Source organism: Fluoribacter dumoffii NY 23 (genome assembly GCF_000236165.1).
Lineage (GTDB): Bacteria > Pseudomonadota > Gammaproteobacteria > Legionellales > Legionellaceae > Legionella > Legionella dumoffii.
In genome coordinates, this window is record NZ_CM001373.1 from 1,954,780 (window position 1) to 1,974,777 (window position 19,998).

A 19,998-nucleotide genomic window follows, 5' to 3' on the forward strand; every position below is an offset into this window, starting at 1 on the left:
CATCAATTTTTTTACGCTGCTCAATAAAATAAAAAATAGGAGTAAAATGACTTTATCTCCTCCTTTCTTTCAGAGGATGGTAAATCCCCCAGCTCAACATGCAACACCCTAGCAATTTCTGATAAGTCAATACTGGAATGCTCTTCAATATGATAGATTATATCAACCATTTTTTTTGGTAACTCAATATAAGCGAAATGATTTCTAAATAATGCATCCAGAGTAGGAACAAAAAATCTCACCATATCAGAGTTTACTTGCTCTGTACTGGGGCAAAATTTTTTTAAACATTTGGCGCAGAACCTTAATGATATATCGTGTGACTGTAAGCTCGTGCTCATTTCATCAAACATAATCATCATTTATCCATTTTAATAAGCAATTTTAGAACAGCATTACATGATAAAAGCCGAATGTCAATGATAATGATTATCATTTGCATTTAATTTGAATAGACTTTGAAGCAATAAAAATGACATTAAGAACGTTGGGGGATTATTTGGGTAGTACGCACATCAATATGATGCGTTATATGATGTGCGCGGATTATTTCCAGAAATTCCTACAGAGGATGTGTTGCATGTCCAATGACATCTCTGGCATCGAGACAGTTTCCTAAACATCAGGGGCTGTATGCTCCAAACTTCTGGCATTTACCCATCTTGGGAAAAAAGGGCCCAGTTTTTTTATAAAATCATAGGCCATAAATAAGGCACCAAGAGCAAATACCACATCCCCGGGAAATCGCAACCACTGCCATATCAAAGTTGTATTATAAAATTCAAGGCTTCTTGAATGAGCGAAACCGTTTTCATAAACATCCATTAACTGAGCCCATCCAACGGGAAAGAAATTCAATACAATCCATAAGATTAATCCTATGTTATAGAGCCAAAATGCCCAGGTTCCTAAACGATCATCCCAGGAAAAACGATCCCCTGCGGCATAGCGTAAACAAAAATAAATGAGCCCTAATCCCAGTAAACCAAATGCTCCAAACAAGGCCGTATGTGCATGATTTAAAGTAAGAAAAGTTCCATGCTCATAATAATTTACAAGAGGTGCATTAAGTGTCCCGCCACCAAATACTCCTGCACCTACAAAATTCCAGAAGGAAGCCCCTAAAATATAGAGATAGGCAAGATTGTACGTGAATGCACGTTCGCGTTTGATTAATTGATGATGTTCGATTGCATCAATAATAAGCAGCACTAAAGGCAAGACTTCAATAAATGAAAACATTGAGCCCAGTGGCACCCATAAATCCGGCGTACCTGTCCAGTACCAGTGATGTCCTGTACCAATAATTCCACCTAAAAATACCAGAATGGTTTCAAAGTACATGGTCCGTTCTGCCAGGGCACGCGAAATTAAACCCGTTCCCATTAATACATAAGCCGTAGCGCATGCAGCAAAGAATTCAAAAGACTGCTCAACCCAAAGATGGACGACCCACCAGCGCCAAAAATCGGTAATCGTGAACGATTTTTCGATCCCGGTTAATGGAATCATTCCAAAACAATACAACACGGCAATATTTATAGTACTTGCCCAAAAAAGATGCTCTAACCGGATTCGCCCCGTCCAAAATGCCACAGTAGCGGTTTTTAAGTCACTCCAGGTAGGCCACATCCCCCGAAAAACTATAAAACTCCAAAGAAAGAGGCCCACGCAAAATCCTATTTGCCATAATCGACCTAGTTGCAGATAAGATAAACCCTGGTTGCCAATCCAAAACCAGGACTCATTCACATACCCCATAATTCCCAGGTAGTTTCCAACAATGGCACCCCCTACAATAAACAAAGTGACCCAAAACAGGAGATCCACAAAAAAACCTTGTCTTTTAGCCTCTCTTTTGCTGATAAGCGGAGCCATGAAAACACCTGCGCTAACCCAGGAAAGAGCGATCCAGACTATGGGTGTCTGAATATGTATATCCCGCAAGAAATTAAAGGGTAAAAACTCATTGATGCTTAACCCGTAAAAACCATTACGTTCTGTATAATAATGTGCCATTATGGCGCCTACAGCAATCTGAATCAGTAAAACCAGGGCAACCACCACAAAATACTGCCCCACTTTGCGTTGGCTCGGGGTTAGTGGCTCAAATCCCAAAAATACTGGGGTTTTAAATGCATCATCAGGAGCACTTAGATATCGATGATAGATAAACAACACGGCTCCAAAGCCCAGGAATACAAAACAAAATGAGACCCAGGTCCAGTAAAACGTGTTTGCAGTGGGATTATTTCCCATAGTGGGTTCATAAGGCCAATTATTGGTATATGAACTGTTTTGTCCAGGCCGATGCGCTATCGTAGTCAGTGAAGAATAGATAAGAAAGTCAGCGGTTTGTAACGCGCTTTGAGCATCCAGGCTGTATGCTTTAGTCCAACCAGTTGTTGCATCATGATTAAGTAAGGTTTTTGCAATTTGCTGACGTAGCTGCACAATTGCATTGGCGACTGGTTCGGACAAAATACTGACGGGCTTGCTCAGATCAGTATGCTGCAAGTCCCGCTGCATCATTTGGCGTACAATGTATTGTCCTCCGGCATCGAGATTCGTAAATGGCTTGCCAAAATGCTGTTGCGCTATGTTATCTTCGGTCAGTCTTCCCAGGGTTACCAGATATTTGGCGGTATAATCTTCCCCAAAATAAGAACCCATTCCATAAAGACTTCCATAATCCATCAGGTCCGCCCGTTGAAAACCTGCTTTACCTGCGACGATATCATCCGCCTTCATCACAATTTGACCGGAGGGGAATTGAAATTGCTGGGGTAAGGGAGGGGCAAGTTGATAGGTTTTATAAGTACCCCAAATTAATACTACAAAACAAATGATTGCAGTAATTAAAAGAACCCATTTTAATACATTGGATACTTTATCTGGGTTGACTGGCTCAACCACATCCTGGTGTAAATTCTCCATTCAGCACGTTTCCTTGTGATATAAAAAATTTTGGTCGGCACAACTAAGTTGTTAATTTTATATAAAATTTACTGGAAAAAACAGAAGATTTTTTTGATGAATAAGATTACGTCAGTGCTTGCTTTTCATGCAAACGCTGTAATAACAAATGAAAATAAACAAAACCGGCATAGGGATGCCACTTTGCTGTAATTTCCGCTATTTTTTTATAATCCGGTTTTCTCTCAAGATGCAGCAATTGATATAAATTGTTTTGTGCGCCTATATCATCACCTGGAAAAATATCGATTCGTCCCAAACCACGCAGTAAAACATATTCCGCTGTCCAGCGCCCCACCCCTTTAAAAGCACATAAAAAATTGATGATCTCCTCATTTGATTTATTTTCCAAACTTCCAAAATAAGCTTCCTCTCCAATAAATGCAGACGCTAACCGGATCAAGGTTTCACTTTTATGTGTGCTGTAGCCTATATTCTTTAATTCAGAGACAGAGCAATTGGCAACTTCCGTTGGTCTTGGGAAGGCATAGAACACTTTTTCTTCTTTGCCTTTAATTTTCAAACCCAGGTATTCAACCAAGCGGTTTTGAATTTGCAAACCCGCCTCCAGAGAGATTTGCTGACAGGAAACAGCATTGACCAAAGCTTCAAAAACAGAGGGAAATCGCGGCGGCTTAAGTCCCTTAAATCGAAGCGCAAGCGGATGCAACCGGGCATCCTGTTCGGCAAGACAATAGAAATCATGCAGGTCGCGCTTTAATCCCAGCATTTTTTCCATCTCCGCATGGATTTGATTTTGAGAGACTTGTTTGCTGCCTTCACTGTGCAAAAGCAATTCGGGATCGTTGATTCCTTTTTTTTGTTCAACTACCACTTTAACTGGAGTATTTTCTATGATTAATACTCGTGTGTAACAATTTCCATCCCAGAGATCAACCTTGTTTTTGCTTCTTCTTCGCAAAGCAAAAACAGTATAATCGAGACGAAACGGAGCAACGGCATTTAAGGTAAAGCGATAGTCCATAATGAGAGCCTGTTTTTAAGACAGCTTGGGGTTTAATTGAAACTCTTTATTTCATTACAATACGATGGCGATAAAGTACTTCTTGCACCTTTTCAATATTTACCTGTGCATGGATTGCTTTGGTGCTGGTCGTTCAAATCCCATCTGTTCCACAATACTGGCCACTTTGTCATCATCATTAAATTTTTGTTTGAGAAATTCCAGGGCTTCTTTAGGGATTTCGCTGCTGCTTCCTTTGTTTTCAAATCGAACAATATGATTTAAAGTTTTTCCTCCATGTTGCATAGGATAACGTTCTCCATTACCAAAATAGGAGGTTTCAAATCCCTGCTTTTGCAGTAACCCCTTAAAAGCCGCTGCATCTGCAGGATTATCAAAAGCGATTTTGAATGTACCATTCATTTGTCCCTTACTCACCATTGGAAGTTCTATGGATGAAGGGGCCTTGGCAGTCATCATGGTGCGAATCACGGCACTCACTGCGGCGCTTGATTCTTGACCCGTTTGCCCCTGGGTCAATCCTTTTAGGGAACTTTTCACACGAGAGGAAGGAAAACTGTCATTTTTAGGGGTATTTTTTGGTGAATTTGCAGCATTAGGCAAGCGGGCACTAAGGCTAATAAGATCGGTGTTTCCATAATTTTTGGTCATGACACCACGGGCACGTTCCGATACTTCAGCAGGATTTTTGACGATCATGGAATAATTGCCATCCTGTTGATACAAACGATTTCGCTCCTCCATCCACAGGATGCCAAGCTTATTGCCGGTCTTAGCAAACGAATCAATCGTCCCTCCTTTTTTCCACCCCCAATTACCATCCTGATTGTTGGCTCTGCTTCCCGTATCTTCTATAAGGCAGGCATTACCTGTATCTCTCAACGCATCTTGTACTTTGGGGTTTTTTAATTTTTCCTGGATTGCTCTTTGCATTGCCTCATCTGCCAATCTAAAATCCGCCCATTTTTTTGATTGCCCCAAATCTCTGGCATTCTGCGCATCCCCCGCAAGGATTTTATCCAGATATTTTTTATCCTGGGGATCTTTTTGATATTGAAAATAATGTTCTACTGTTGGAAAAGTTCTTTTTCCATATGGGGTCTGCATTTCGATAGGAATTTCTGCATAATTGGAAAAAATCCCCCATTCGGCCCCTTCTCTATCGAAAGCAACAATATCGACGCTATCAGGGCGTCCCTGGAGATGATTTGAGGGGCCACTCAATTTTTTAATTGCCCCTTTATAGGATCTAGCAGTTAAAGGCATATAAACTCCCACTCACTAAAGCAACATTTTAAATTATAGCTGATTTATTTTTAAGCTAATATTAAGTGACTTATGGCAAACCACTTTTCCCATGAGTTTTTTGGGAAATAAGATAGAACATGAAAAGGAACGGTCAGCCTTTAACACAAACGATAGGTACCAAGCGGGCGACCTTCTTGGTTAAACCTGACTGCTGTGCTGCATCCACCACTAAATCGACATTCTTGTAGGCTTCGGGAGCTTCTTCTGCGACACCTCGATACGAACTGCTGCGTATTAAAATTCCTTGTTGGGCCAATTGAGCAATAATCTCGCTTCCCCTCCATTTTTTAGTGGCCTGATGCCGGCTCATCGCCCGTCCGGCGCCATGGCAGGCAGAACCAAAAGATTTCTGCTCAGAAAGTTCTGTTCCCACTAAAACATATGAGGAAGTGCCCATACTGCCGCCAATGATAACGGGTTGTCCTACATCTTTTAATGCGTTTACCAATTGCGGATGTCCGGGACCGAAAGCTCGTGTTGCCCCTTTGCGATGAACAAACAAACGCATCGTTTTCCCCTCAACCTGGTGTGTTTCTTCCTTGCAGGTATTATGGGATACATCATAGATGAGCTTGATTTGGGTACCCGGCATTTCATCTTGAAATACTTCCCGCATAAAATGGGTAAGTATTTCCCGATTAGCCAATGCACAATTAATTCCTGCACGCATAGCACCGAGATAGCTTTCTCCCATAGCTGAACGAATAGGGGCACAAGCTAATTCACGATCCGTAAGCTGTATTCCATGCTGTTGTGCGGAAATAAGCATGGAGCGTAAAAAATCAGTTCCAATTTGATGACCCAGACCACGTGAACCACAATGGATACTTACAACCACATCCCCTTCTGCCAAACCAAATGCTGTTGCAGTTTTTTCACAATATATTTTACGTACTTCCTGAATTTCCAAATAGTGATTACCCGAACCCAAAGTACCCATTTCATTTTTTTGGCGTTTTTTTGCATGCTCTGAAACATGCTCAGGTAATGCTCCCTCTACGCGGCCATTATCTTCGATTCGTTCCAAATCTTCTTTTTCACCATACCCTTGCTTTACCGCCCAAACAGCTCCGCCGAGCAGCATATCATCCATCTGCCTCATGGTCAGGTTGATACGGCTTTTACTGCCAACACCAGCAGGAATATGGGCAAACAAGGCATCCGCGAGCTGTTCTTTATAGGGTTCAAACTCCTCACGCTTCAGTCCGGTAGATAAGAGTCTCACACCACAAGAAATATCAAAACCAACCCCTCCGGCAGAGACAACTCCTTCATTATCAGGATCAAAGGCAGCAACTCCCCCAATGGGAAACCCGTATCCCCAATGCGCATCCGGCATTGCATAGGAACCGCGGACAATTCCGGGTAAGGTTGCAACATTGGTAACTTGCTCATAGACTTTCATATCCATATTGAGAATCAATTCTTCAGAGGCAAAAATAATTCCCGGTACACGCATCTTCCCATGTTTGGGAATTCGCCATTCAAAGTCACTGATTTTTTCTAACCGGTTTAAGTCCATAGGTTTCCTGCCTTATCTCCTGAGAGCCTGACTAGAGGGTATGAAACGGTTATACATCAACTACACATTGAGCCACCCAAAGCTTATCGCCTTGATCCACTTTTAATTCAGTGAATGTAGCACCTTTGACCTCGACTGCTGGTTGATGTCGATGAATATCTACTGGTTCACCTGCAATTATAGCAGTCAATTTCAGACCTTTTATGGTTACATCAAACTCACTAAACAGCATGTTATGGATTGCCATGTTATAAATAATGGCATTTAACCAGTCAACAAATAAAATTTCCTGATTCGGAGCTTCGCACGATATGTGAATTTTCTTGTGGGGATGGACTAACTGTGCACGAGTAATAACATTCGTGAGGGCAAGCGCCCCCATCGCAAAAGCCTCAGATAGCGTCGCACCAAACCCTCTAACCCCGATATCTGATTCATGGAAAAAATGTTCCCATCCCTTTTTTGCATTCATAGAAAATCACCGTTATTCCATCAAGTTTGAAACACTCTAGCCTTTAAAATAAACAGGATCCAAATCCCGGATTTCTACAGATAAAGTAATATTTAACCCGGACGGGTCCGTTCTAAAAAACTTATCCAATAAATCAAAAAGCTTCTGGCCTATGCTTCTTTTTTTAGCCTCATCCCTGCCCGCAAGTATTTTGAGCGTTAAATGAACAAAAGCATGGTACTCACTCTGATCACCGATAAAAAACATGGGATGAACAATACACCTGCTCCTGCAGTTTGATAACGGGGTAGGCAAGTTTTCAGACAGCACCTGGTGTAGCTGAGTAAACAACTGATTTAAATGCTCTGTGTTCTTGATATTGTTACTTAATTCCAAAAGCAAATGAGGCATAAAAAATTAAAATAAAAATAAATCATGGAACATCATAACTTGGGGGGAAGCAATGTTGCAAAATAAATCCATGCAGATGTCCCCTCTTGTTAAATTAAGCCGCTTACCGTTTTGCAGATACTGCGATAGATAAAATAACCATCCCCATTCCAATTGCCTGAACAGAAGTCAAGTGTTCACCCAAAAAAACCCAGGCAATGAGGACTGTAGCTAACGGCATCACCGCTGTGGATAATGAAGCCATAACCTGATCCACTTTTTGGCACCCCATATTCCAAAAAACGTAAAAAAGCCCCGAACTCAATCCCAAAACAAGCAAAATTAATCCATCCCCAAAGCGGATGCTTACCTCATCCAGGACATTAAAGCCCAAATAAATTAATAACAAAATGGCATTAATCGCATTGAGCAATGAAGAAATTAAAAAAACTGGAAGCGTATTGGGATGCATTTTATTTAAGATATAGTATGCCGCTTCAGGTAAAAGAGAAATTAAAACCAGGACATCACCCCGAAAAGAATGATTTACTTGCACTCCTGTTATTTTGGTGCACGCTATAATGATTAATCCCAAGGTTGCAAAAAACACACAAATGGCATTTTTTCCTGAAATTTTTTCACCGAGAATAATCCAGGACATGAGGACAATTATGGCAGGTAAAGCACTGCTAATAATCCCGGCTACATGTGCATCCGTGCCCTTTAGACCCCATAGCATAAAAAAATTAAATAATACGCCTGCAGATAACGCCTGCGCCCCAATAAAAAACCAGTCGCGCTTTTTTAGTTGAAGAAAATAATAACTCACCGTCATCTTCTTAGCAGGACTAAACCAGTGCAACGGGAGTAAAATCATCGCCGCCAAAGTAAAGCGAAGGGTTAATACAAGCAAAACCGGAATTGAGGCAAGCACGTATTTGGAAAAAACGATATTCACCCCTACCATGACTTGCGCCAGGATTAGAAATAACATGCCCTCATAATAAACATTTGATTTTTTCATGATCACTGTCAAAAAATGAAACTGAATCCGCAGTGTATCAATAGTGGCTTCACTAGGAGTTATCCAATTCACGCATCTTTTTTGCCGATAACGCCTTTGTTTTCCATTGGAAAGGCGATTCACCATAAACCTTACTGAACCGTCGGCTAAAAGCGGGAACATTTTCATAGCCCACAGCAAGGGCTACAGCTTCAATAGAACTATTTTTCGACAAAAGCAACTGCTTTGCCTGCATTAATTTTTTCAATCGCCAATACTCTGCAATACTGTAACCCAACGTTTGTTTGAAACGACGCTGTAACTGGCTCACGCTCAGATGACAGTGCTTGGCGACGTGACTCACATTTACGGCTTCTGCAAAATAAAAATCAATCCAGTTTTTAGCTTTTATCACCACCTGATCCAGCTTGGGGGCAAATGATTTTGTAGCAAGATGGACAAGCAGTGGATTAATTAGAGACTCCGTAAATAAATCCCCGTCATCAGCTGCTAAATAAAAATGAGTGAACTGGATGAGTTTTTTTAGGCTGGGAGTTAAGTTAAATGCATGAGAGTTGTTGTGAGGCACCTTTCGGGCAGCAACATCTACCACTAAAAAAAGGTTGTTTTGACTTCCTGCAAAACAATGGCGTTCCTTGGGCGCAATAAAAACACCCACATCCTGATTCACTATTCCGGAATAATGGCCTGCTTGCAGCTCCATGGTGCCCGAAAGAGGCAGCACCAATTGGGCAAAATCATGAGCATGACTGCACGTTTCAGTTTGGTAGGAACGAAGATCAACCTGATGCGTAATCAATTGAACAACTCACTAAAACAGTTCAAAATAACTGAGTATACCATAGGGGAGAGTAGGGTAAGGTTAACCAATAGAACTTTGTTAATTTTAATGTTCTTTACTTCTGTTTATATGAAACTCATAATGAGCAATAATTTTTATTGAAGTTGCGCTATAGAACGGACCCGTTCCTCTTAATCCTGCTTTGGAGCCCATCGTGCAAAGTAAGACTGATGCAAGTCAATCCGAGTTTTCCCTGGAAGCCCTTTTTACAGAGGCTACCAAGGAAACTGCAAATTTATCACAGGTGAAATCCGCAGCAGCTTTTGCCATGAAATTTTTAATGTTGGGGGACGAGCCCAGCTATGTAGACAAAATCTATCAATTGGCGGAGTTAAGCGCTCACTTGCTAAAACTTGAATTTTCTCTTGAATCTGTACTGCAAGAGGTTCAATCGGGTATTACTGAATCACATCCTCACGCACTGGAGTTAATAACCAGTAAAATCGGCTTAGGCCAATATCAATTGGCTCATGCCACTCCCCACCTTTTTGTGAACCAGAACCTGGAAAAGCAGGTCAGGACAATGAGGCATTACAAAGAATATCCTCTTGCAGAGCTCATTGAAGCCATCATTACCGATGTCTTGGTGCAAGCAAGCGTGCAATTTGGTGCACAGATAGATAACTTTGATTTTTTAAACTGTAAGCCAGGGCTTAATCAATAAGGTACTAAAAATGACTTTATGGAAAAAATTCAAAGAGTTTTATAATTCCTCTGCGGAAAACAGGATAGGATTTTATAATTTTCTTGCTTTTCTCGTAATTCCTATTGTGGGAATGACCATCTTATATATTTTAGTCCGTATATTCTGGATTAATGCCTAGATAAATAAATAATCCCATAGTCAACACTCTATGGGATTATTCCTGGACTATTTGGTCTGTTCAACTTTTATATCTCGAATACCGGTTTTAGATTCCGCTTTTTTGGGCAATTCCACCCAAAGCATTCCTTTCTTAAAGGTTGCTTTCGCGTTATTTAAATCCACGGTAGAGGGTAAGGAAATAGAGCGTTCATACTTCCCGAAGCTGATTTCTCGGGAAAGATATCTTTTACCTTCATTTTTTTTAGAAACAGATTTTTCCCCACTAATAGTGAGTATATTGTCTGATATTGAGACTTTAATGTCTTTTTCATCCATCCCGGGCATTTCGAGCTGAACGCAGAAATGCTCTTGATCCTCAACGATATCCATTGAAGGGGAAAGATCCATTTTTTCAAATTGTCCCCAATTGAATTTGGTTGGAGAAAAAAACTCGGTAAAGTCATTAAATAATCTGTCCACTTCGTTTTGCAAACTTAAAAAAGGGTTTTGTGAACGATTAATTTGAATGGAAGATCCCTTAGAAGACGCCCCTTTCCCAGGACCTTTCTTAAACTGTGTTACCCTGCTCATGACTACCTCCATTTGACCTATAGGATCTAATTAATTTTGGTACAAAAATAAACATTTTTCAAATGGGGTTTTCCACCCAATTACCCATATGGAGGGGGAGTAATGACAAATGCGCGCAGTGTATCACATCATGTGGGTTACTTCTTTTCCGGATTTCGGTAATTCAACCACAACAAGAAAAAGGCAAAAAGCGGCATGAGGATATCAGTCCAAAATACGCTGCCCGCATTTCCGGGTTCAAAATTATGGGCAACTATCATTTGATAAAGATGTACTCCAGCAGCCCCCCATAAAAAAGCAGCAGGCACAATAATTGTTGCAGCACGAAAAGCAATGGGGGCTTTAAAGCTGATTAGACCATTTAAAGCGATTCCCAAACTGGCAAATCCTACTTCCATTTGAAAGGGACTTTGCGGCCAGCCAATAAACTGTGCAGTAAAATCGCCGAAGAAAACATGCATCACAAAATTAAATAAATAGGCCAAGCCGATATTGAATAATAAATACCAGGAAAAAATACGTTCAATAACCCCCTCTTTTTTCAAAGCTCCTGAACGGATTACCCTTTGCAGGCATGCCAGAAAAGCACAGAGCAAACCAAGAATAAAACAAGTAATGGTAAAGTTGCGCATTGCCAAAATAATTAGGCTGGCCATAGCACTGCCCCAAAAAATATATGGAAACAATAAATTAACTGAAAAAAATAGTTAAGACAATCCAATAAAAACTGCATATAAATGAGATGGAGTATTGCGATACAAACAGGCACAAAATTTTGCCAAAGCCTCCTTTTGAAATCATCATTTTATTTTTAGGAGGGTGAACCGGATTATTTCACATTCCAGTTGCAGGAAAATAGGGCCACGTTAATTGAGGATTTGGTCAACTTTTAGTATATACTAAGGTTAACCAGAATAAACTATAGCGCTAATATGAATTAGCATAAAGTAAATAATCATAGCAGACTTGGTTTTTTCCCAACACAATGAAAGAAATGATTTCTATGTTGGTACCTAATAGAAACTGGAAATCTGAGCTTGTTCTTAGTATCTCCGTTGGGAAGTAGTAAATGAACAAAATAATGAAAGTGCATTTTCATAGGTGTAATATTTCAAAGTTAATTCATGAAATCAATCAACCATTAACAGCAATTAAAGCCTATCTTGGTGGATGTGAACTTAGATTACAAAAAAATGATTTAAGTGCTGAGCAAATGATTAATGCCGTGCAAAAAATTAATAAACACACCGAATTGTTGCAACACAAGATTTCCTCAATGCAGGAACTTATAGCTCAGGAAAATCCGGTAGATACTCAAAGTATTGATGCTTTAATCGCTGAGATTATTTTTTTGTACTCCTATGAAATGGAACACTATAACATTGAATTAATCTTAAATTTACAAGACCATACCCCCGCTCTTCTGATGGATAAATTCCCCATCAAGCATGTTTTGTTTCGTATACTGAAAAAATGCATCACTACTGTAGAAAAAAACAAAATACAGAATAGTAAACTGGAAATTCAAACAACCGTGCAAAAGGACACTATAAAAATAATAATAATAAGTAACTGTTTCATGGAAGAAAATGATTTGGAAAAGGAATTAACTTATTGTCGTACTTTTTTCAATGTAGATAATGGAACCTTATCAGCTGATTTATTGACTGATGGTATTTGTTTTCAAATAATGATATATCACTAAGGGTAAAGGAATATGCCTCATAAAAATACAACTATTTTTATCGTTGATGATGATCCTGAAATTTGCAAATCTTTCCGCTGGTTATTTGAGTCAATTAATCTGCAAGTTCAAACTTATGAAAATGCTAAAGATTTTCTTGATAATTATAATAATCAAAGTGGATGCTTGATCATTGATGTACGCATGCCGGTAATGAGCGGTTTGGAATTACTGGAGCATTTGCATTCAACAAAAAATCAGTTATCAGTGATAATCATCACGGGTTATGGGGATATTGCAATGGCGATAAGGGCTATGAAAGCGGGCGCGGAGGATTTCATCCTAAAACCCGTCAATCACCAGAACTTATTGGAAATCACGCAAAGATGCCTTAAAAAAATTAAAAACAATACCACCCAGTCTCAAGGTGATTTCCAGGAGCGAATGAACAGTTTGACCAAACGGGAAAAGCAGGTCATGGATTTGGTTGTGGAAGGTAAGCTGAATAAACAAATAGCCTATGAGCTTAATATATCGATATCCACGGTGGAAGTTCATCGTGCTAACGTCATGAGAAAAATGGGGGTTAAATCCTTAGCTGAACTGATAAAAATTAATCTTATTTATGATAAAGTCATTAACTCCCCTGCTGTTTTGAATGAATCCACTTAATTGTGACATTTGCCATCACTACATGGGATTTGAATGTTTTCAAACATAGTCTTTGCACTATGTAATGAATTATTTAACTTACGATTAAACCAGGGCCTATGAGTTTGCAAAAAAAAGAACAATTTATTTTGTTAATTGACGATAACAATGCAGTAAGGGAAGCCCTGGTTTGGGCCTTGGAATATGCCGGGTATTTAACTGTGGCTGTTCAAGATGGACAGGAGGCATTAACCCTTCTTGAAAAAGATCCCTTACCTGTAGTTATTTTTTTGGACCTCATGATGCCTGTTCTTGATGGCTTTGAATTCAGGGAGAAAAAGAAATTATCGTCAAGAATATGTAATATTCCAACAATAATAACTTCAGCTAAAACCAATTTGGAAAAAATGGAAAAAATGTCTTGTGAGACTTTTCTCCCCAAACCCTTTGATTTGAATGAATTGTTTCATCTTCTGAAAAAAATAGTGTAGGGATTGAAACATTTTCTCTGTATCGCTTTTTACAAACCTCACTCTCTATATCGATAAAATGGTGTTCTAAAATATTTGAAAAGCCAGTGTTCTCCTTCTGGCTTCCCATTTTGCGACTTGTTCTCACCCTGGAAGAACAAAAACAAGCCGCTGTGAATGGATATAGAGTAATTGGCACGGAATAATGAATTTGTGTAAATCTGAAAAAAACCGGCAATAGAGTACTTACACCTATTTGCAACAACATCAACTGCTTTTTTCATATTAAAATGTAGTATTGATTTTTAAAAAAAAATATTCTGAAAAACTCCATGGAGTTCGGGTTTACCCTAGATTGACATTCTAGAATTTGCTATATAATAACAATCTCTTCAAGAGGAGTCAGGACATTGTTTAAGAATTATCTTATTGTGATTGGAGGCTCTGCAGGAGCCATCACCGCATTACAAAACCTGCTGCCTCGGTTACCTGCAGATTTTCCCGCCGCAATACTGATAGTAATCCACCTCCCTCCTCATCTCCCTAGCAGATTATCTAACGTACTTAAACCTTATTCTAAAATGCCGGTAAGTAAACCTCTTGATGGCATGATACTGAAATCGAACCACATTTATGTTGCCCCACCCAATTTTCATATGCGTGTTGCACATGACAAAATTTACCTGACTCAGGATGCCGAGATCCATCATTGCAGGCCTGCCATTGATCCTTTATTTATTTCAGCTGCAGCCAATTATGGAAAGCAAGTGGTAGGAATTGTGTTAAGCGGCGTCCTAGATGATGGCAGTGCCGGTTTAAAAGAGGTTAAAGAACACAATGGCCTTGCAATTATCCAATCCTTGAACGAAGCTGAATTTCCGGATTTACCGAAACATGCAGCGGAAAAAACAGAGGTGGATTTTTGTTTGCCCATGGAGGATATTGCATCCTTACTCATAAATCATGTAACTGGCTCTGGCTCATTTGGAGTGAATGAATAATTTATCCCGGAACTATTAAATGACCCCAAGAAAAAATAAGACTCGTTCTAAAAAAAATATTACTAGTTCAGAGGACCCCTCTCATTCTTTGAGTACAACACCCCCCCAAAAAAGCTTGTTCCTAATTGTTGGGATTGGTGCCTCTGCGGGGGGATTGGAAGCGTTAAGAGCCTTATTTTCTCATTCCAAACCGGATGACCGGCTTGCCTTTGTGGTAGTGACTCATTTAAGCCCGGATAAAATAAGTATTTTGCCAGAGATATTGCAGCAATTTACCTCACTGAAAGTTACCACCATTGCCGACAATCAAAAAATAGAACCGAAACATGTTTATGTTTTACCCCCGGGAAGATATGTCCACATTCATCAAGGAATCCTTTTTCTGAAAGAGCCGACCCCAGAAACAAAAATGCATCCTATAGATTTATTTTTCCGTCTCCTGGCAGAAGATCAGGGCTCAAAGAGTGTTGCCGTTATTCTTTCGGAGACAGGAAATGATGGCACTATCGGATTGCGTGTCATTGCAAAGCAAGGTGGAATTGTCATTGCTCAAATAGCCAAGTCAGCCTTTTATGATGTGATGCCCAAAAGTGCTATAAATACTGGATTGGTTGATTATATTTTTGCTCCCGAAGAAATATACCCTTTCCTCATTAACTATGCCGCTCATTTTGAGCATGCCCATATACCCATACAGGCAAGCATTGCAGAAGAAATAAAGCAAATATTAACCTTGCTCAGAAACAATACTGGGCATGATTTTTCCTTGTATAAACCCAATACCATTTTTCGCAGGATTCAAAAGCGTTTGAGTCTTTTACACCTCGATAATCTGGAAATTTATATCCAATACATCCAACAGAATCCGAATGAACTCCAAATTTTATTCAAGGAATTGCTCATCAATGTCACCAATTTCTTCCGCGATCCTGAAGCATTCGAGCAACTCAAAGAACTTTTACTTACCCAGATTTTGGTAAATAAATCCCAAAGTGAACATGTCAGGGTTTGGATTCCGGGGTGTTCTACCGGTGAAGAGGTGTATTCAATAGCCATTATTTTGCAAGAATGCATGGAAGAATTAAAATGTCATTTTAATGTCCAGATTTTTGGGACCGACATTGACGAAGAAGCAATTGAAATAGCTCGCTCTGGAGTATTTCCCCTCGATATTAAGAATGATATTTCAAAGGACCGGCTCAATCGATTTTTTATGCGGGAAGAACATTCTTATAAGGTGAATATCGACATAAGAAAAATGATTATCTTTGCCGTACAAAATCTCATTAAAGATCCACCTTTTACAAAACTTGATTTATTAAGTTGCAGAAATTTACTGATTTATTTAAGCTCGCAATTACAAAAGAGACTTTTTTCACTATTTCACTATAGCTTAAATCCCGGCGGGATCCTGTTTTTAGGAACATCAGAAGCGATCAGTGGCTCTGTTGATTTATTTACAATTCTAAATAGAAGGTGGAAGATTTTTCAAAGGCGAGGCGGATCCGCTCTATTTAGCACCATAATGAATCCCCCCTTTCTCACGCAACAAACTGAATTAATGAGCATTGATATTATGGAACAGAATAATCAAAATACAGAACCAAATTTATCCCGTTTAATTGAGCGTATTTTACTGGAAAATTACGTCCCGGCCTCATTTGTTCTCGACGAACAAGGAAAAATTATTTATACCTACGGGCGAACAAGCCGATATATTGAATTTGCAGCGGGGGAAGTCCGATTAAATTTTATTGATATGATACGGCCCGAACTAAAATCCAAGGTTTTAGCTGCAATGCGTAAAGTATCAACCCTGCAAAAAGAGGAGATCCTTAATGGCCTTCCTTTTAAAGAAGATACTGAATTTAAATACATCAATATACGGGTAAGACCACTCCCGGAAGCAAAACCTTTTAATCGAACATTGCTTTTATTAATTTTTGAAGAGACCCCCACAACATTACAGTTAAATGAAGTGCCCAAAAATGATAAAAAAAGCGAGCTGGGTAAACGCATTATCCAGTTAGAACAAGAACTTAAATACACCAAAGAAAGCCTGCAATCTACTATTGAGGAATTGGAAACGTCCAATGAAGAATTAAAGTCGAGTAACGAAGAGTTGCAATCAACCAATGAAGAATTACAAAGTACCAATGAAGAAATTGAAACCTCAAAAGAAGAGTTACAATCCTTAAATGAAGAACTCACCACCGTAAACTCGGAACTTGAAAGCAGAATTGAACAACTCTCAAGTGCAAATGACGATATTAAAAACCTGCTTGATAACACAGAAATCGCGACCATTTTTCTGGATAAAGATTTATGTATTAAACGCTTCACCCCAAGGGCAACAGAAATTATTAACTTAATTCCAACTGATGTGGGCCGTCCCATTAACCATATTGTTTCCAACCTGGAATACGATAGATTAATGGAGGATGCGCGCAGGGTACTTAAAACATTAGAATCCAAAACTACCGAAGTAGTCGATAAAAGCGGACGTTGGTATTTTGTCCGTATTATTCCATATCGTACTGTAAACAATATTATTGATGGTGTGGTGATCACCTTTTTAAATATTCATAATCAAAAGAAAGCGGAAAATGAATTAATGCGATTGGAAAGTCAGCATAAAATCACCCAAGAAATCGTAGAAAAATTAATTAATGACTACTCTTGCCCTGCTTTGGTTTTAGATAAGAACTTCCAGATTCTGCTCCTCAATAATTGCTTTATAAAACAATTTAAGGAAAAAGAAGCAAATCTGCTTTCCCAGAATCTGTTTAAAATTAAACTTAATATGGAAAAAGACATATTGAGACACTTTTTAGAGGAGTTTGTTGCACATAAAACCGAGCACAACGAGTGTAAAATTAAAATAAATGGAAGTGATTACAGCATAAGTGTTCAAAAGATGAACTCTATATTATTATTACTATTAAATAAATAGGTACATTTTTGATTGCCAAAGAAGAACGAAACGGTGCTGTACTTTCGTATCTGCTTGCGAATGTTGAGATACATATTTTCTTAAATTAATAACTGATAAAACTGTTTAATTCCCAAATTTTTTTAAAAGGTCCATTCAATGAGTTCAAATGGCAATAAGGAATCATCTTTACCGATTCAAGATGAACTTAAAAATATCCAGGACGAGTTGCTGTTGAAACAGAACAATTTAAATAAAAAAGAACAAGAGATCTATTCTCTGAATTTGGAAATAGCGGAATTAAAAAAGCAAGTTGCGGAGTTATATGATTTGAACTCCAAACCTTTCTTTACTGTCGATGAAAATTTCAAAATACACGCGGTAAATTTTCAGGGCGCTGTGCTGGTAAACTACGAACGATTCCAATTAGTAAACACCAGTTTTTTAAATTTAATTAGCACATTTACTAAAAATACTTTAAAAAAATGCATTCAGGCGCTTGCAAGAAATCAGGGAAAGCAAATATGCGAACTGGAATTATTAAAAAAAGGAGGGGAGCGAAGGTTTGTTGTCGCCGAATGTTATTATACAAAGGATAAGCTAATAGCGATGGCCCTTAAGGATATAACCTATGTACGCCAACTGGAATCCCAACAAATCCAACTCAATCAGTCCCTGGAAACAGTAACCAATTTGTTTCAAAATATGTCAGATGCCATAGCTACCCTGGATAAAGAATTCTACTTTAAAATAATAAATCCCTCGTTTATCAAATTTTTTTCCCGAATTTTTGCCATGAAAATTCATACCGGAATGAATTTTTTAACCCTTATTTCCGACTTTTCCGAATATAAAAAACAATTAATCACCGCATGCGAGCAAGCTCTATTAGGGAAATCAACTACCATTTTAATTGAAAATTCCAATGAGTTTGACGAAGCTATTTTTTGTTTTGAAATTAACTTTACCCCTCTTTATAACCATTCCGCCCAGGAAAACGAAGTTATCTTGTTGATTAAGGACTTGACCAACTATTACCTGCAAAAACGCTCTAAAATGAGAGAGCAATCCAAATTGGCGCATGTCATTCGCCTCAATACCATGGAAGGAATGGCATCAGCTTTGGCCCATGAAATTAATCAACCGCTGACCGCAATTTTTCTTTACAGTCAAACCTGCCTTTTACAACTCAAATTGGAGGAAGAGAAATTAGATCCCAGTGTGTTCTGTTTATTAAATAAAATTATTTCACAAGCAAAACTTGCGAGTGAAATCATGACTCGTATGAAAAGTTTTATTTTTAAAGACGTACATTTCCCGCAAGAAACAGATATTAACAATTTAATTAAAGACACGATCATTTTTCTGGATTCGGAAATAAGCCACTCCAAATTACAGATTAACCTGGTATTGGAAGAACACCTTCCCAAATTAAATATTGATCGAATTCAAATGATGCAAATCATCACCAATCTAACCCGTAACAGCATTGAAGCCATCCAGGAAACTACAAATCAAACCCCTGAGCTCACCATTAAAACAATTGATAAGGAAGATGGATTCATTGAAATTCATTTTCATGATAATGGCCCGGGTATTATCCCTGAATACCAGGATAAAATCCTGCATTCATACTTCACTACCAAAGCCCAAGGAACTGGTTTGGGTCTGACCATATGCAGAAATCTTATTGAGGCGCATGGGGGAAAACTTTACATTAACAAACACAATGGCATAGGCGCCTGGTTTATTTTTACTTTGCCAAAACAGTAGAATTCATTTAATTGTTCGTTTAATCTACACCTTCTCTTTAATCCGGGATTTTTTAAATATGATATATTCATTGCCAAAAACAACTATTTTGACCGTATTCTTCTCAGGAATTTTTATCAACTCCGTATTTGCCCATGCGCACCATGAACAAAGCACCACAGGAAATCCTGAACGTGCTGCAAAAGCTACGAAAACTATTTTAGTGACTGCTTCAGATGATATGCGTTTCCACTTTTCACAAGATCTTGAGTTTCATGACGGAGAAGTTATAACGTTTAAAGTGACCAATACCGGGAAAGTAAATCATGAGTTTTCAATTGGTGATGAACAAGAACAGCAAGCACATCAAAAAATGATGCGTGCTATGCCCGATATGGTCCATGAAGATGGAAATACCATTACGGTTAAGCCTGGGGAAACTAAAACCTTGACCTGGAAATTCAAATCAACCCCAAAACACGACGTGGTATTCGCCTGTAATATTCCAGGTCATTTTGAAGCAGGCATGTACCGTAAAGCGAACATAACTGCATAAACCTCGTGGCATAAAAACACACATCAATACTGATTCTCCTTATCGCTATTAAAGAGAAT

The 19,998-nt window shown here is 38.8% G+C and carries 20 protein-coding genes; 9 read left to right on the forward strand and 11 right to left on the reverse strand.

From position 1 onward, the window contains the following. Positions 1-20: 20 nt before the first annotated feature. From KYQ_RS08680 to KYQ_RS08720, 9 genes are all read right to left on the reverse strand, one after another. Positions 21-353, reverse strand: coding sequence for a hypothetical protein (locus KYQ_RS08680; RefSeq protein ID WP_231294530.1), 333 nt, complete (start codon positions 351-353; stop codon positions 21-23). Positions 354-615: 262 nt separating this feature from the next. Then, positions 616-2,937 (reverse strand): nitric-oxide reductase large subunit, encoded by a 2,322-nt coding sequence (locus tag KYQ_RS08685; RefSeq protein ID WP_019349878.1) that lies wholly within the window; start codon positions 2,935-2,937, stop codon positions 616-618. Between the two features lie 106 nt (positions 2,938-3,043). Then, positions 3,044-3,961: a DNA-3-methyladenine glycosylase family protein gene (locus KYQ_RS08690; RefSeq protein WP_019349879.1), complete on the reverse strand. Its 918-nt coding sequence runs from the start codon at positions 3,959-3,961 to the stop codon at positions 3,044-3,046. A gap of 99 nt (positions 3,962-4,060) precedes the next feature. Next, positions 4,061-5,227, reverse strand: coding sequence for an NADAR family protein (locus KYQ_RS08695; RefSeq protein WP_019349880.1), 1,167 nt, complete (start codon positions 5,225-5,227; stop codon positions 4,061-4,063). A gap of 133 nt (positions 5,228-5,360) precedes the next feature. After that, positions 5,361-6,791: an RtcB family protein gene (locus tag KYQ_RS08700; protein ID WP_010652957.1), complete on the reverse strand. Its 1,431-nt coding sequence runs from the start codon at positions 6,789-6,791 to the stop codon at positions 5,361-5,363. Positions 6,792-6,840: 49 nt separating this feature from the next. Further along, positions 6,841-7,263 (reverse strand): archease, encoded by a 423-nt coding sequence (locus tag KYQ_RS18290; protein ID WP_010652956.1) that lies wholly within the window; start codon positions 7,261-7,263, stop codon positions 6,841-6,843. A 36-nt stretch (positions 7,264-7,299) separates the two neighbouring features. After that, on the reverse strand, positions 7,300-7,653 hold the full coding sequence (locus KYQ_RS18885; protein ID WP_081465855.1) for a 5-carboxymethyl-2-hydroxymuconate Delta-isomerase: 354 nt from the start codon (positions 7,651-7,653) through the stop codon (positions 7,300-7,302). 103 nt (positions 7,654-7,756) lie between these two features. After that, entirely contained in the window at positions 7,757-8,656 is a 900-nt protein-coding gene (locus KYQ_RS08715) for a DMT family transporter (RefSeq protein ID WP_231294531.1), read from the reverse strand. A gap of 52 nt (positions 8,657-8,708) precedes the next feature. Then, on the reverse strand, positions 8,709-9,455 hold the full coding sequence (locus KYQ_RS08720; protein ID WP_010652953.1) for an AraC family transcriptional regulator: 747 nt from the start codon (positions 9,453-9,455) through the stop codon (positions 8,709-8,711). 196 nt (positions 9,456-9,651) lie between these two features. Here KYQ_RS08720 and KYQ_RS08725 point away from each other — a divergent pair, with 196 nt between their 5' ends. After that, a complete protein-coding gene (locus KYQ_RS08725) occupies positions 9,652-10,161 on the forward strand; it encodes a hypothetical protein (protein ID WP_010652952.1) in 510 nt (169 codons plus the stop codon). 10 nt (positions 10,162-10,171) lie between these two features. Beyond that, positions 10,172-10,321, forward strand: coding sequence for a hypothetical protein (locus tag KYQ_RS19315; protein WP_010652951.1), 150 nt, complete (start codon positions 10,172-10,174; stop codon positions 10,319-10,321). 47 nt (positions 10,322-10,368) lie between these two features. Here the strand turns inward: KYQ_RS19315 and KYQ_RS08735 are convergent, their stop codons facing one another. Next, positions 10,369-10,893: an Hsp20/alpha crystallin family protein gene (locus KYQ_RS08735; protein WP_010652950.1), complete on the reverse strand. Its 525-nt coding sequence runs from the start codon at positions 10,891-10,893 to the stop codon at positions 10,369-10,371. A gap of 137 nt (positions 10,894-11,030) precedes the next feature. Beyond that, positions 11,031-11,549, reverse strand: a complete 519-nt coding sequence (locus tag KYQ_RS08740) for a DUF6790 family protein (RefSeq protein WP_010652949.1) — start codon at positions 11,547-11,549, stop codon at positions 11,031-11,033. A gap of 413 nt (positions 11,550-11,962) precedes the next feature. Here KYQ_RS08740 and KYQ_RS08745 point away from each other — a divergent pair, with 413 nt between their 5' ends. The 7 genes from KYQ_RS08745 (at position 11,963) to KYQ_RS08775 (ending at position 19,939) form a co-directional block, all read left to right on the forward strand. Further along, on the forward strand, positions 11,963-12,598 hold the full coding sequence (locus KYQ_RS08745) for a sensor histidine kinase (RefSeq protein ID WP_035748880.1): 636 nt from the start codon (positions 11,963-11,965) through the stop codon (positions 12,596-12,598). Positions 12,599-12,610: 12 nt separating this feature from the next. Further along, complete coding sequence (locus KYQ_RS08750) at positions 12,611-13,249, forward strand: response regulator transcription factor (protein WP_010652947.1); 639 nt, start codon at positions 12,611-12,613, stop codon at positions 13,247-13,249. Between the two features lie 98 nt (positions 13,250-13,347). Next, positions 13,348-13,719 (forward strand): response regulator, encoded by a 372-nt coding sequence (locus tag KYQ_RS08755; RefSeq protein ID WP_010652946.1) that lies wholly within the window; start codon positions 13,348-13,350, stop codon positions 13,717-13,719. A 389-nt stretch (positions 13,720-14,108) separates the two neighbouring features. Then, positions 14,109-14,699: a chemotaxis protein CheB gene (locus KYQ_RS08760; RefSeq protein ID WP_010652945.1), complete on the forward strand. Its 591-nt coding sequence runs from the start codon at positions 14,109-14,111 to the stop codon at positions 14,697-14,699. Positions 14,700-14,718: 19 nt separating this feature from the next. Next, on the forward strand, positions 14,719-17,652 hold the full coding sequence (locus tag KYQ_RS08765; protein ID WP_019349883.1) for a CheR family methyltransferase: 2,934 nt from the start codon (positions 14,719-14,721) through the stop codon (positions 17,650-17,652). A 138-nt stretch (positions 17,653-17,790) separates the two neighbouring features. Next, entirely contained in the window at positions 17,791-19,404 is a 1,614-nt protein-coding gene (locus KYQ_RS08770; protein ID WP_010652943.1) for a sensor histidine kinase, read from the forward strand. Positions 19,405-19,462: 58 nt separating this feature from the next. Then, entirely contained in the window at positions 19,463-19,939 is a 477-nt protein-coding gene (locus KYQ_RS08775) for a cupredoxin domain-containing protein (RefSeq protein ID WP_010652942.1), read from the forward strand. Positions 19,940-19,998 lie beyond the last annotated feature (59 nt).

Coding starts and splice junctions, on each gene's coding strand:
- KYQ_RS08680 (WP_231294530.1), bottom strand. CDS start 353: ATGTTTGATGAAATGAGCACGAGCTTACAGTCACACGATATATCATTA.
- KYQ_RS08685 (WP_019349878.1), bottom strand. CDS start 2,937: ATGGAGAATTTACACCAGGATGTGGTTGAGCCAGTCAACCCAGATAAA.
- KYQ_RS08690 (WP_019349879.1), bottom strand. CDS start 3,961: ATGGACTATCGCTTTACCTTAAATGCCGTTGCTCCGTTTCGTCTCGAT.
- KYQ_RS08695 (WP_019349880.1), bottom strand. CDS start 5,227: ATGCCTTTAACTGCTAGATCCTATAAAGGGGCAATTAAAAAATTGAGT.
- KYQ_RS08700 (WP_010652957.1), bottom strand. CDS start 6,791: ATGGACTTAAACCGGTTAGAAAAAATCAGTGACTTTGAATGGCGAATT.
- KYQ_RS18290 (WP_010652956.1), bottom strand. CDS start 7,263: ATGAATGCAAAAAAGGGATGGGAACATTTTTTCCATGAATCAGATATC.
- KYQ_RS18885 (WP_081465855.1), bottom strand. CDS start 7,653: ATGCCTCATTTGCTTTTGGAATTAAGTAACAATATCAAGAACACAGAG.
- KYQ_RS08715 (WP_231294531.1), bottom strand. CDS start 8,656: ATGAAAAAATCAAATGTTTATTATGAGGGCATGTTATTTCTAATCCTG.
- KYQ_RS19315 (WP_010652951.1), top strand. CDS start 10,172: ATGACTTTATGGAAAAAATTCAAAGAGTTTTATAATTCCTCTGCGGAA.
- KYQ_RS08735 (WP_010652950.1), bottom strand. CDS start 10,893: ATGAGCAGGGTAACACAGTTTAAGAAAGGTCCTGGGAAAGGGGCGTCT.
- KYQ_RS08740 (WP_010652949.1), bottom strand. CDS start 11,549: ATGGCCAGCCTAATTATTTTGGCAATGCGCAACTTTACCATTACTTGT.
- KYQ_RS08745 (WP_035748880.1), top strand. CDS start 11,963: ATGAACAAAATAATGAAAGTGCATTTTCATAGGTGTAATATTTCAAAG.
- KYQ_RS08750 (WP_010652947.1), top strand. CDS start 12,611: ATGCCTCATAAAAATACAACTATTTTTATCGTTGATGATGATCCTGAA.
- KYQ_RS08755 (WP_010652946.1), top strand. CDS start 13,348: ATGAGTTTGCAAAAAAAAGAACAATTTATTTTGTTAATTGACGATAAC.
- KYQ_RS08765 (WP_019349883.1), top strand. CDS start 14,719: ATGACCCCAAGAAAAAATAAGACTCGTTCTAAAAAAAATATTACTAGT.
- KYQ_RS08770 (WP_010652943.1), top strand. CDS start 17,791: ATGAGTTCAAATGGCAATAAGGAATCATCTTTACCGATTCAAGATGAA.
- KYQ_RS08775 (WP_010652942.1), top strand. CDS start 19,463: ATGATATATTCATTGCCAAAAACAACTATTTTGACCGTATTCTTCTCA.